Origin of the sequence: Rhizobium sp. WYCCWR 11152 (assembly GCF_013087615.1) — a bacterium.
GTDB lineage: Bacteria > Pseudomonadota > Alphaproteobacteria > Rhizobiales > Rhizobiaceae > Rhizobium > Rhizobium indicum.
In genome coordinates this window covers 148,585-160,683 of the sequence record NZ_JABFCP010000008.1, presented here as the reverse complement: position 1 = coordinate 160,683, position 12,099 = coordinate 148,585, and the positions used below count along the sequence as shown (strand labels likewise).

The following is a 12,099-nucleotide window of genomic DNA, read 5'->3' as shown; positions in this document are numbered from 1 at the left end:
AACCTATATGCTTATTTTAATTAAGTAGACCTGAAGAAAACTGCACCTTAGCCTTGGATTCGCAAGCGGGGCATTGGCTCGAAAAAGCCAAGATTGCCGGCCATCTCATAAGACGAGTCACGGGGGATATCCACAGGATGCAGCAGAGCGGCGTGCCTTATTTCAGCCAATGGGAAACACCCGGCATGACGTTGCCGGTGCTTGCCGAGGGATCGCAGGCTCTGCTCAGCGATCCCCTCTGGCGCCATTCTGGGGCCGCGACGATCGAGGAATATGCGCGCTGGGCGGTGAATGTCTGCGGCATGGCCTGCCTGAAGATGATTCTTGCCGCGCGCGGCGAGATCCACCCCACCCTCGAGCTTGCCCACGCCTGCACCGCCTATGGCGGTTATGTCGTCAACGAGATCGACGCCTCGATCAAGGGGTTGATCTACGCACCCTTCGTTCGCTTCGCCGCCGACCGATTCGCGCTTCGCGCGGAGACGATGACCGGCGTCGAGACGTCGGCCATTCCCGAGCTTCTGTCGAGGCGGCGGTTCTTCATCGCCTCGGTGCATTCGGGCATCCGCTGGCCTGAGCGCGAGCCGCCGTCGAAGGGCGGACACCTGGTGCTGGTGACGGCAGCCAGCGACGAGACAATCCGCTTTCACAACCCGTCCGGCCACGACGCGGCGAGCCAGGCCGATGTGACGCTGCCGCTTGCCGTCTTCGACCGCTTCTTCGCCAATCGCGGCATATCGGTCGACGCCTGACCCTTTTCAACACCAGATCGTTTTGGAGACTTTCATGACCCCTTCCCCACACAGGCTACGCATTGCCGTGCTCTTCGGCGGCCGCTCGGCCGAGCATGAGGTTTCCGTGCTCTCGGCAACCAATGTCATGGGCGCGCTCAAGCCCGAAAAATACGATGCCGTCCCCATCTTCATCACCCGCACGGGACAATGGCTGCTGAGCAATTTCGAAGACGGCATATTGGCGACGCCTTCATCGGGCACCGAAATCTGCCTTGTGCCGGGCGGACGGGGCCGGATGCTGGCGATCCCGGCCCATGGCACGCCGCATGAGTTGGCAAGGATCGACATCCTCTTTCCCGTGCTGCACGGCCCCCATGGCGAAGACGGCTCAGTGCAAGGCGTGGCGGAGGTGGCTCGCGTGCCGCTTGCCGGCTGCGGCATCCTCGGCTCCGCCGCAGCGCTCGACAAGGACATCGCCAAGCGCCTGCTGAGGGCGGCGGGCCTGCCGGTAGCGCGTGCGGTGACGATCCATCAGGGTGCGGCCCCTTCGCTGGCAGCCCTCGAAGGTGAACTCGGCCTGCCGCTCTTCATCAAGCCGGCGCGGCAGGGATCGTCGGTCGGCGTCGCCAAGGTCCATGCCAGCCAGGAATTCGCGCCCGCCCTTACTGAGGCCTTCCGCCACGATCGCACGCTGCTCGCCGAAGAATTCGTGCGTGGCCGGGAGATCGAATTCAGTGTGCTGGAAGATGCGGCAGGAGAACTCTTCGTCTCTCGGCCGGGCGAGATCGTGCCGGCGGAAAGCCACGGTTTCTACAGTTACGATGCCAAATATATCGACGAGAAAGGTGCCGCGCTGAAAGTGCCGGCCGAACTGCCGCAGGAGGTCGAGGCCGCCATGCGCGACGTGGCCGCAAGAGCCTTCCGGGCCGTCGGTTGCGACGGCATGGCCCGCATCGACTTCTTCCTGAAGGATGACATGCAGTTCCTCGTCAATGAAATCAACACCATCCCCGGCTTCACCGATATCAGCATGTATTCCAAAGCGATGGCGGCAAGCGGTGTTACCTACGCCGAAATCATCGACAGGCTCGTCGATCACGGCCTGGCGCGTGCCCGCCGGGCCGCCTAGGCGGGAGCTTGGACATGAACAGGTCGGTCTTGATTTCGGGATGTTCCGGCGGCGGAAAATCGACGCTGCTTACAGAACTTGCCGCCCACGGTCATGCCATCCTCGAAGAGCCCGGCCGACGGATCGTCAGCCAAGAGCTCAAGGGCGACGGCGCAGCCCTGCCCTGGGTCGACATGGCGGCCTTTGCCCGCCGCGCAATCGAGATGGCGATCGCCGACCACGCGGCGGCGCGTGAGCAGCTGGGCTGGACGTTTTTCGATCGTGGGCTGATCGATGCGGCGACAGCGCTGCAGCACCTCACCGGAGAACCGGTCCTGGAAAAATTGAGCGCCACCCACCGCTATCACCCGAGGATTTTTCTCACACCGCCATGGCCCGAAATCTATACGAGCGACCCCGAGCGGCGCCACGGCTTCGACGAGGCGGTCGCCGAATATGATCGACTTGCCGCCGTCTATCCGACGCTCGGCTACGACGTCGTCATGCTGCCGAAAATCGCGGTCGCCGACCGGGCGGATTTCATCCTCGACTGCCTCTCTCGGGAAACGAGGCAGCAGTAGACGAGACGTCAGTGCCTGCGAAAAACGCACCACTGGAACGACTGCCGGCCACCGCCGGGTGTCGTGTGTTCCTCCCGCCAGTCACGCTGAAGCGCGAAGGTGGACGACAATTCAGTCGCAAGCGCCACCGCGTCGTAACGCTGGACCGGCAAGCCGCTGCACCGTTCCGGCCCGTCCGGCGCGAAGGTCGCGATGATCACGGCGCTGCCCGGCGCCGTGCCGGTTTCGAGCGCGCGGCGATAGGCCAGCCGTTGCTCCGGTTCGGTGAGGAAGTGAAAGACGGCGCGGTCGTGCCACACATCGTAGTGGCGGTCGGGCTGCCATGAAGTGACGTCGGCAACCACCCAGGCGATGCGGACGGCTTCATCCCGCAGCCGCGCCTTGGCGACTTCGAGCGCCGGCGCGGCAATGTCGAGGACGGTGAGGTCGGACCACCCGCGTTCGACAAGACGATCGACAAGGCTCGATGCGCCGCCGCCCACATCGATCAGCGACGCCGTTGCCGGCAGTTGCAGTTCGTCAAGCGCCCGCAAGGAAGGCCCAGGCGTCGGCTGATACCAGCTGACGCTGTCGGAAGGTTTCGTGCGGTAGACCTCGTCCCAGTGTTCCCGCTTCTCGCCCGTCATCCGATATCCCCATCTCTTGCAGAGCCCAATTCCCTAACTGATCAACATGTAAGAACTGAGACGTCTGCAACCAATCGCGGTGCGCCCAGGACCATGTTCCGCGTTTCAGGACGCGAGGTGACGGTAAACGAGATCGGCAGGATCCGTTCGGGGTGCTGCGGGATCGAGACGCGCGCCCAGCCGTTTGGCAACGGCAACGGATGCAGCATTGCCGGGAGCGATATAGCTGACCAGCGACGGCAGCTTGAGCGTCGCGAAGGCCCAGTTGCGCAGCGCGAGCGCCGCTTCGGTCGCATAGCCTCTACCCTCGTATCCCTCGTAGACGAACCAGCCCAATTCCTTTTCGGGAAAGAGCGGTCCGTGATTGATCCCCACCTGACCGATGCATTCGCCGGTTTCGCCAAGCTCGATCATCAGCGCTCCGTGCCCGAAAAGCTGCCAGAGAGCGACGTCGTGACAGAACATTCCCCAAGCCGCGCGCAGATCGAACGGGCCGCCCATTCCGACGGATCGCGGCGACGCCATGATCTCAGCATAGGCGGCGAAATCGCCGATACCAGGCATGCGGAGCTTGAGACGCTCGGTTCGAATGGTCATCGCGCCCGCTTCGGACATGTGGTCACCTTCTCTGTCAGCTTGGGTTTGGAGTTTTGGCCGTTGAACGGAATATTCTAGCTTTCAAATGCCGGAGCGAATTGCAACGTCCCGCTTGGCGGAGGTCCGCGAAAGACAATCCGCTGCACCAGCCGCGTATCGAGGTCGAGATACGTCAGTTGTCCATCGCTGCTGAAACCGACACGGCTGTATATCTCGGGATTGCCGATCAGGGCGCATCCACTGGCGCCCATCTCGTTCAACAATTCGAGACCCCGTGCAATCATCGCCTTGCCGATACCCTGCCGCTGTCTCTCCGGCTTGACCGATATCGGCCCCAGCCCGAACCAGCCGCCATGCGCACCGTCGATCGTCACCGCCGAAAACGCCACATGCCCGAGAATCTCGCCGCCCTGCTCGGCCACCAGCGATATCTTGAGATCGCCCGCCGCGCGAAGTCTGCGGACAATCTCCGCTTCCGTACCGTCGCTGTAGGGCATCGGCTTGAATGCGGTCGAGGTCAGATCATGGATCGCATCGATATCATCAGGCGTTTCGTATCGGATAAGCATCTCTGTCAATTCCTCAAGCGCGTTGTCGTCAGTGCTGCCCGTACAAACAGTGTCTTATCCCACTGAAACGAAGTGTCGTAGATCCCAGAAAAATCTCGCGGGGATTCCGCTACCCTCTTCCGCAGAAGATTTCGAGGCTATAGACCTAGGCTCGTGGGCACCGTCCTGCTGATCGAAACATCGGAGCGTACCATCTCTGTCGGCACCGTCCGAAGGGTATTTGCGTCTCCGCAATCAGAGGTTCTGCGATGAATGATATCGCCGATCACGGTGTTCGTTTCGGACGAATTGCCGCCATGCTGCCGGTCAAGGACATGACCAAGGCCTATGATTTTTACGCCAATGTCCTCGGCTTCAAGAAAATATTCGAGAACGGCAATCCTGTCGGCTTCATGATCCTGAAGCGCGATCAGGGCGAGGTGCATCTCACCTTGCAGCCGAACCACAAGGCTGCGGACTTCAATGTTGCCCACCTGATGGTCGACAATGTCGATGCCCTGCACGCGGTTTGCCAGCAATATGGGCTGAGAATCATCAAGAGCCTTCAGGACAAGGACTACGGATTGCGGGCCTTCGTGTTTGAAGACCCCGACGGCAACCGTATTGACGTTGGCCAACCGATCTAGCCCAGCCATGAGAAGTGGGTGGGGATACAGTCCCCATCCAACTTTCGCACAATCCCGAATTCCGCAATGCTCGTCATTTGAGTCGAGCCCCTGCATCTTGTCCATCACAGGGAAAGTCGAAGACCAGCAAGCCGGGCTCCTCCGGCGGGAGCTGCGCCACGAGCTGCCCTTGCCGATTCAGCACGGCCGTCGGTCCCCAGGCGATGCGCCCGTCGCGCTCACCGGTTACGTCGGACGATATCAGCCACAGGCCTGTCTCACGGCATCTTTCGCCGCGAACGGCGTTATGCATTGGCTTGAATATTTCCGCCTTCTCCCGTGGCATCATGTTGTTGGAGAGGCATAAGATCAGCGACGCGCCAGACGAGGCGACCTTTGCGGCTGCTTCCGGAAAATTGGTGTCGTAGCAGATGTTGATCCCGAAGCGCAGGGTACCGATCGCAAAGAGTGGGCTCTCCTTTCCAGCCTCGAAAGCCCGTTCGCCGGGCAGCAGGTGGGCCTTCCTGTAACGGCCGAGGAGAACGCCGCGCTCGACGACGACGGCGGTGTTGAACAATCGCCCGTCATCGATCTCGATCAGCCCCATGACCAGCACCGGTCCCGACTTCGACAACCGATCCAGGACCGCCGCGAACTCGGGCAATGCGAGATCGAGGGCAACATGCCGCGCCGATGATTCATCGGTCAGGTAACCCTGCAGAAAACCTTCTGGAAAGACCAGCAGGGCAACCCCCTCAGCCTCGGCGAGCGCAGCGACCCTAACCGCATAGTCCAAGGCCGCCCCGACATTCTCCCGAAATTCCGGCGTCTGCGCGGCGGCTATCCGAATGCTCGTCACTTAGATCTCCGGGTTCTCGGCCGCGGCATCTCAGCAAAAGGCCCGGCGCAGTGGCCGGGCCTCTCCTTGAAAAATCGGTAGACCTCAGAAGGTCGAAGCACCGCTGCCCCAGGGGCCGTGGTGAAAGTCCTTGCCGTCTAGGCGGTCGAAGCCGTGGGCGCCGAAGAAATCGCGCTGTGCCTGGATAAGGTTTGCCGTTCCCCTGCCCTGGCGATAGGCGTCGAAATAGGTCAGCGCCGAGGTCAGCGCCGGCACCGGCAGGCCGGCGGCAATCGCGGCACCGACGACACGGCGCAGCGCCGGGATCGATTGCTTGACCATGTCGGAGAAAGCCGGCGTGACGATCAGGTTCGCAGCATCAGGTGCCTTGGTGAAGGCCGAGGTAATCTCGTCGAGGAACTGCGAGCGGATGATGCAGCCGGCACGCCAGATCCTGGCAATCGTCGGCATCGGCAGCGACCAGTTGAACTCGCGCGATGCTTCCGCCATCACCGCGAAACCCTGCGCATAGGCGCCGATCTTGGCGGCAAACAGTGCCAGCTCCAGATCTTTGTTGAGCTCGGGGCCGTAAGCGATCGGGAAGGACACAGCCTGCGTACCGAAGATCTTCTCGGCGGCTTCGCGCTGCGACTTCATCGAAGAGAGGCTGCGGGCGGCGACTGCGGCTTCGATTGCCGTTGCCGGAATGCCCATATTCTGCGCCTCGATCGCCGACCACTTGCCAGTGCCCTTCTGGCCTGCCTTGTCGAGGATCATGTCGACCATCGGCCCGCCGGAAACCGGATCGGTGGCCGCAAGCACCTTCTCGGAGATTTCGATCAGGTAGGAGTTCAGCCGGCCCTTGTTCCATTCGCCGAAGATGCCGGAGATTTCGGAGGCGCTCTTGCCGAGGCCGTCGCGCAGGATGCCGTAGATTTCGGCGATCATCTGCATGTCGGCATATTCGATGCCGTTATGGATGGTCTTGACGAAATGGCCGGCACCGTCATTGCCGAGCCAGGCGACGCAGGGCTCGTCATTGTAGCGGGCGGCAATCGATGTCAGCACCTTCTCGACGCGCTTCCAGGATTCTTCGGTGCCGCCGACCATGATCGACGGGCCATGGCGCGCACCTTCTTCGCCGCCGGAAACACCCATGCCGATGAAGGTCAGATCGGTATTCTTCAGCCGGTCGAAGCGGGCGACGGTGTCGCGGAAATTGGCGTTGCCGGCATCGATCATGATATCGCCCTTGGAGAGATGCGGGCGCAGCAGCTCCATCTGCTGGTCGACGGGCTCGCCCGCCTTGATCATGATGATGATCGGACGCGGCGGCCGGATCGCATCGACGAACTCTTCGATCGTCTTGCAGGGAACAATCTGCTTCTTCAGATCCCCGGCGCTTTCGTAGAATTCGTCGGTTTTCTCCGGCGTGCGGTTGAACACCGCGATTTTATTGCCTTTCTCCGCGATGTTGAGCGCCAGGTTGGAGCCCATGACCGCAAGGCCGATCAGTCCGATTTCTGCCTTTTCCACGACAAACCTCCGATGTGTCAATTGGACCGGTGTTGTGGCACTGTCTCGGTCAAACGGCAAGTCTCGCAAGGGTCTAATCGGTTCGCAAAAGCCAATGAAATGAGGCTTGCAATATCCCCGCTTGTCCGACAACCCACCGGCTGCCTCTTAATCCGAAGCCGCAAGTTTTTCGCGCGTCCTGCCCGTATTGCCCTATCTCATGTTATCATCAGTGCCTCGGGAGATATCGCATTGGCATCGGAAAAGCGAAAAGACATGGCCCTCCTGGCGGCCCGCGCCGGCCACTACCGCGAATACGCACCGCCGCCGGCGCTGCGACGCCATTTCAGCCGGCTCTGGTCTCATGCGCTCCACAACGGACCGCCGGCAATGGTGGCGATCGTGCCGGATGGCAATTGCGATCTCCTCTGGATCGACGGCCGGCTGGTCGTCGCCGGTCCCGACAGGACGGCGGCCTTTCCCGTCATCCAGCCGGGCACGACTGTCATCGGCGCACGTTTTGCGCCCGGCGCTGCAGCACCCTGGCTGAAGACGCCGCTCTCGGCACTGGTCGGCTGTTCGGTGCCCCTTGCCGACATCGGCCGGAAAGACACCGCCGAATTCGAAGCGCGGCTTGCGGATTGTCCCGACCCCTCGGCCGCGATGGCGCTGTTTGGCCGCCTGCTTGAAGAGACCGCGCGCGATGCGGAGGAGCCCGCCCGCGACGCCGCCATGATCTTCGCCTCCGCTGACGACGGTCGCCCGTCCGGCCTTCTCGACCGGCTCGGCATCAGCGAAAGGCAGTTGCGCCGTCGCTGCCACCATCATTTCGGCTACGGCGCAAAGACGCTGGAACGGATCCGTCGGTTCCAGCGTTTCCTCGACCTCTGCCGCAAGTCGGGCACGATGCCGCTTGCCCGGCTTGCGCTCGAAGCGGGCTTTGCCGACCAGCCCCACATGACGCGGGAGGTCGGTGAGCTATCTACGCTGACGCCCGCCGTCATTCTCGACCAGCTCAGCATGCGGAAAAGAGCCGGCTGACCGTTTTGTTCAAGACGCTGCCGGCCGGTTTGTTACTCTGACGAAACCAAATGACAGGGACCTGCAAGCCATGACGACAATGCCCGCGAAAATCATCCACCGGTCGATCGAGCGCGATTGGCGCGACGTCTATGAATTCGCCGGCAAGCCGGAGAACATGCCGCTCTGGGCCTCCGGCCTTGCGACCGGGCTCGATCCGGATGGTGCCGACTGGATCGCCGATGGCGCTCTCGGAAAAATCAGGGTGAGCTTCGTGCCTGCCAATGAATTTGGCGTGATCGACCATACGGTGACGATCGAATCCGGACTCAGGGTCTATAATGCCCTGCGCATCGTGCCGAACGGCGATGGCTGCGAGGTCATGTTCACGCTGCTGCGTCTGCCCGGCATGACCGATGCGCAGTTTTCCGCCGATGCTGCCCATGTCGAGAAGGATCTCGCCATGCTGAAAGCCCTGATGGAGAGATAGATGGCCGAGAAGACAGAAAATCACGACCGCCGCATCGACTATGTCGAATTCAACGTCGCCGACATCGCCGCCGCCAAAGCCTTTTACGGCTCGGCCTTCGGCTGGCGCTTCACCGATTACGGCCCGAACTACTGCGAATTCGACGACGGCCGGCTAAAGGGCGGCTTTACCGATTTCGGCCCCGTGCGGCCGGGCGGCCCGCTGGTCGTCGTCTATGCCAGTGATCTGGAAGAAGTGCTGACCTCAGTCGAAAGAGCCGGCGGCACGATCTGCCGGCCGATCACCGATTTTCCCGGCGGCCGTCGCTTCCACTTCCTCGACCGCGATGGTTACGAGCTCGCCGTCTGGGCGGCTGCTTAGCCAGACTACCCGAGGCAGCCGAGTTGGTCAGGCTGCCTAAGGCTGCCGACCGGGATCAGGCTGCTTAAGGCTGCCGACCGGGATCAGGCAGCCTGCGACAGCCGGTCGAGATCTTCCATGACGAGCAGGGCGCCGATCACCGTACCGCCGGCATCGCGCAGCGGCGACATGCGACAGCGCACCTGCCGCGATTCGTCGCTGCCGGCCGAGCGCGCATAGGAATAGTCGATCTGTTCGCCGGCAAAACAGGCGTCGAGCTTATGCTTGGCGCATTCGGCAAACCGCTCCTCGCCGATGAATTCGGAGAGGTGGCGGCCGATGAGCTCCATCGGCTTCCTATTGAGATGGGCGCTGTTGGCCGGATTGGAATAGAGGTAGCGATAGTCCCTGGTCAGCACCGCCACGCGATCCGGCAGGCTTTCGAGGATCACCGCGTTGAGGAACTGGCCATTGTCTGTATCAGGCACATAGGCCGGCGGCGGCTCGATGCGCACATCCTGCGGCGAAGGCACGCGCCAATCCGGCCCATGCGCCCCGAAATAGCGGTCGAGCAAATAGGAGAGCACCGACGTGTGCTCCGTGACGCTGGCGCTGTCGTCGGCATCCTGGCTGATCAGGTGGCTCACGAACTGCAATTGCATGTAGACTTCGAGCAGATTGGCTGCCCGGCAGGCGAGGATTGCCTCGACCAGCGGCTCCACATGGCGGTCGAGCGCCGTGACGCGCTGGTCGTCGCCCAGTCGTATGGCTTCCTCGATTTGCACGCAACGCAAAGAAAAAGCTCGAAAAAGCTCCAGCAAGACGCCTCCCACTCCCATTGTCCCAAGAGACGAGTCCGAAACCTCACATGGCTGCATTTCCCAAAAATGCGCCTTCCGGTAGACATTATTCGCGCCTTGGTAGTGACGGGTAACATGAAGTGCCCTCAGTTTCAATCCGAGAGCACCTGCCGCTTTTCACCGCTGATAAATGAGGGTGGACGTTTTTGGAGCATGATGCCGAAAAGTGTGAGCGGTTTTCGGCATCATGGCGGCCTGAAATCATACTGTTCTAAGGCGCGAGCGTCTGCTTGATCTGCCAGCGGTCGTGATACCAGAGCCACTGTTCCGGATATTCCCGCACCCAGCTTTCCACCTTGTCGTTGAGCAGCTGAGCGGCGGCAGGCAGGTCGAGATTGCCCTTGGCGTCGCGCGGCATGTCCAGCCGCGGCTCGATTTCCAGCCGGTAGCGATTTCCCGGCAGTCGGATGCAGCGCGCCGGATAGACTTCGCAGTCGAACTGGCGCACCAGCTTCGGCAGCAGCGGATTGGTCTTGACGTCGCGCCCGAAGAAGGTGCCCTTCAGCCCCTTGCGGAATTTCTGGTCGACCAGCACGCCCACGCCCTGGCCTGCTTCCAGCTGACGGGCGAGCGCGAAGGACGAGCCTGCATGCGAGGGCACCAGCTTGCCCATGCGCGCGCTCCTGAAGTCGAACACCTTCTTGGCGACATAAGGATTGTTCGGCGGCCGAAAGAGCACGGTGACGTTGAGCCCGAAGGCAGCACCCGCTACCGGCAGCAGCTCGAAATTGGCGGTATGGCCGGTAAAGACGATGAAGGGGCGCGGATTGTCACGCAGGTCGAGGAAGATCGGGACGCCCGACACCTCCACCCTGCCCGGCTCCGACTTTTCAGGATCATAGTCGAACAACTGGTCGAGGAAGACGTATTCCGCAGCAAGCCGGCCCATATTGCCCCAGCTGGCGAGCGCGATCTCCTCGATCTCGGCCTCGCTCTTCTCGGGAAAGGCGTTGCGCAGATTGGTCAGCATCAATCTGTGGCGGCTGGTCAGCCGGCCGAGGCGTCGCATCATCCTGTCGGCGAAGCGGATCGCGCCGTCGGCCGGAAACAGCTTCAGGAAATTCATGAAGCCGAACATCAGCTGAGCCACCAGCCATTGCTGGAAATTCCTGAGCGCCAGAACAAACCGGGTGATGAACAGCTTCACGCGGTCAATCCATCTTCAGGATGATCTTGCCGAAGATCTGGCGCGATTCCATCCGCTCCAGCGCCCGGTCGATATCACTGAAGCTGACCTCGGTATCGATGACGGGATGGACGAGCCCGCGGCCCATCTTCTGCATCGCATCCGCCATGTTCTCCATGCGGCAGCCGAAGGAACCGAAGAGCTTGAGTTGTTGCTGGAACAGCATCATCAGGTTCATCTCTGTCGAAACACCCGAGGTCGAGCCGCAGGTGACGAGGCGCCCGCCGCGCTTCATGCAGAGCATCGAGCCTGCCCAGGTGTCCTTGCCGACATGTTCGAAGACGACGTCGACGCCCTTCTTCTTGGTGAGCTTGCGCACCACGCCTTCGAAACGGTCGGTGCGATAGTTGATGACGTGATCGGCGCCGAGCGCCTTGGCCCTTTCGATCTTGTCGTCCGAACCGACCGTGGTGATGACGGTGCAGCCGATCTTCTTGGCGAGCTGGATCGCCGCCGTGCCGATGCCGGAGCCGCCGGCATGGACGAGGATCGTCTCACCCGGCTCAAGCTTGGCATTGTCGAACAGCATGTGCTCGACCGTGCCGAAGGTGACAGGAGCAAGCGCCGCGCCGATCGCGTCGACGCCGGGAGGGGCAGGCACCAGCAGGCGCGCCGGCAGGTTGACCTTCTCCTGCGCAAAGCCGTCGAGATGGAAGCCGTGCACGCCCGAGACATGTTCGCAGAGATTGTCGCGGCCTTCACGGCAGGGACGGCAGAGGCCGCAGGTGCGCGCGCCGTAGATGGAGACGAGCTGGCCTGGCAGCACGTTGGCAACGCCCGGGCCGATCGATTCCACGACGCCGGAGGCTTCCGCACCGATGACCAGCGGCATCTTGCGCTTGGCGAATGCCATGCCGCGCCAGCCCCAGACGTCGATATGGTTGAGCGCCACCGCCTTGACGCGCAGCGTCACCTCGCCGGCACCAGGAGCGTCCGGTTCCGGCAGATCGGTGATCTCAAGCTTGCGGTCGTCGATCAGTTGCAAAGCGCGCATGGCAAAATCCCTCGCCTCGAAGGCGTTCTTCTTGTCA

General features: G+C 61.9%; 15 protein-coding genes. 7 read left to right on the top strand and 8 right to left on the bottom strand.

Annotation, left to right across the window (positions count from 1 at the left end; genetic code table 11):
• Positions 1–137 precede the first annotated feature (137 nt).
• The 3 genes from G9X67_RS10650 to G9X67_RS10640 are packed head-to-tail and all read left to right on the top strand — an operon-like array spanning position 138 to position 2,423.
• Positions 138–752, top strand: coding sequence for a C39 family peptidase (locus G9X67_RS10650; RefSeq protein WP_138329161.1), 615 nt, complete (start codon positions 138–140; stop codon positions 750–752).
• Positions 753–786: 34 nt separating this feature from the next.
• Entirely contained in the window at positions 787–1,863 is a 1,077-nt protein-coding gene (locus G9X67_RS10645; RefSeq protein ID WP_138329160.1) for a D-alanine--D-alanine ligase family protein, read from the top strand.
• Between the two features lie 14 nt (positions 1,864–1,877).
• Positions 1,878–2,423: an AAA family ATPase gene (locus G9X67_RS10640; RefSeq protein ID WP_138329159.1), complete on the top strand. Its 546-nt coding sequence runs from the start codon at positions 1,878–1,880 to the stop codon at positions 2,421–2,423.
• An 8-nt stretch (positions 2,424–2,431) separates the two neighbouring features.
• Here the strand turns inward: G9X67_RS10640 and G9X67_RS10635 are convergent, their stop codons facing one another.
• The 3 genes from G9X67_RS10635 to G9X67_RS10625 form a co-directional block, all read right to left on the bottom strand.
• The gene (locus G9X67_RS10635) at positions 2,432–3,049 is read right to left on the bottom strand and encodes a class I SAM-dependent methyltransferase (protein WP_138329158.1); all 618 of its coding nucleotides are present in this window, start codon (positions 3,047–3,049) and stop codon (positions 2,432–2,434) included.
• Between the two features lie 105 nt (positions 3,050–3,154).
• The gene (locus G9X67_RS10630; RefSeq protein WP_138329157.1) at positions 3,155–3,664 is read right to left on the bottom strand and encodes a GNAT family N-acetyltransferase; all 510 of its coding nucleotides are present in this window, start codon (positions 3,662–3,664) and stop codon (positions 3,155–3,157) included.
• A gap of 56 nt (positions 3,665–3,720) precedes the next feature.
• Positions 3,721–4,215 (bottom strand): N-acetyltransferase, encoded by a 495-nt coding sequence (locus tag G9X67_RS10625; RefSeq protein WP_171598657.1) that lies wholly within the window; start codon positions 4,213–4,215, stop codon positions 3,721–3,723.
• Positions 4,216–4,463: 248 nt separating this feature from the next.
• Here G9X67_RS10625 and G9X67_RS10620 point away from each other — a divergent pair, with 248 nt between their 5' ends.
• A complete protein-coding gene (locus tag G9X67_RS10620; protein WP_138390975.1) occupies positions 4,464–4,841 on the top strand; it encodes a VOC family protein in 378 nt (125 codons plus the stop codon).
• Between the two features lie 73 nt (positions 4,842–4,914).
• Here the strand turns inward: G9X67_RS10620 and G9X67_RS10615 are convergent, their stop codons facing one another.
• Entirely contained in the window at positions 4,915–5,679 is a 765-nt protein-coding gene (locus G9X67_RS10615; RefSeq protein ID WP_171598656.1) for a carbon-nitrogen hydrolase family protein, read from the bottom strand.
• Between the two features lie 84 nt (positions 5,680–5,763).
• Complete coding sequence (gene gndA, locus G9X67_RS10610; protein ID WP_171598655.1) at positions 5,764–7,194, bottom strand: NADP-dependent phosphogluconate dehydrogenase; 1,431 nt, start codon at positions 7,192–7,194, stop codon at positions 5,764–5,766.
• A 231-nt stretch (positions 7,195–7,425) separates the two neighbouring features.
• Here gndA and G9X67_RS10605 point away from each other — a divergent pair, with 231 nt between their 5' ends.
• From G9X67_RS10605 to G9X67_RS10595, 3 genes are all read left to right on the top strand, one after another.
• Entirely contained in the window at positions 7,426–8,214 is a 789-nt protein-coding gene (locus G9X67_RS10605; RefSeq protein ID WP_171598654.1) for a helix-turn-helix domain-containing protein, read from the top strand.
• 70 nt (positions 8,215–8,284) lie between these two features.
• On the top strand, positions 8,285–8,683 hold the full coding sequence (locus G9X67_RS10600) for a polyketide cyclase (protein ID WP_020050326.1): 399 nt from the start codon (positions 8,285–8,287) through the stop codon (positions 8,681–8,683).
• Positions 8,684–9,043 (top strand): VOC family protein, encoded by a 360-nt coding sequence (locus G9X67_RS10595; protein WP_138329151.1) that lies wholly within the window; start codon positions 8,684–8,686, stop codon positions 9,041–9,043. It abuts the gene before it with no gap.
• An 83-nt stretch (positions 9,044–9,126) separates the two neighbouring features.
• On the opposite strand, the gene G9X67_RS10590 is transcribed toward G9X67_RS10595, so the two are convergent.
• The 3 genes from G9X67_RS10590 to G9X67_RS10580 form a co-directional block, all read right to left on the bottom strand.
• The gene (locus tag G9X67_RS10590; protein ID WP_138329150.1) at positions 9,127–9,843 is read right to left on the bottom strand and encodes a PAS domain-containing protein; all 717 of its coding nucleotides are present in this window, start codon (positions 9,841–9,843) and stop codon (positions 9,127–9,129) included.
• A gap of 250 nt (positions 9,844–10,093) precedes the next feature.
• On the bottom strand, positions 10,094–11,029 hold the full coding sequence (locus G9X67_RS10585; protein WP_138390970.1) for a lipid A biosynthesis lauroyl acyltransferase: 936 nt from the start codon (positions 11,027–11,029) through the stop codon (positions 10,094–10,096).
• A gap of 4 nt (positions 11,030–11,033) precedes the next feature.
• Positions 11,034–12,062 carry a zinc-binding dehydrogenase gene (locus tag G9X67_RS10580; protein WP_171598653.1) on the bottom strand — a complete coding sequence of 343 codons (1,029 nt, stop codon included), beginning with the start codon at positions 12,060–12,062 and terminating at the stop codon, positions 11,034–11,036.
• Positions 12,063–12,099: the final 37 nt, after the last annotated feature.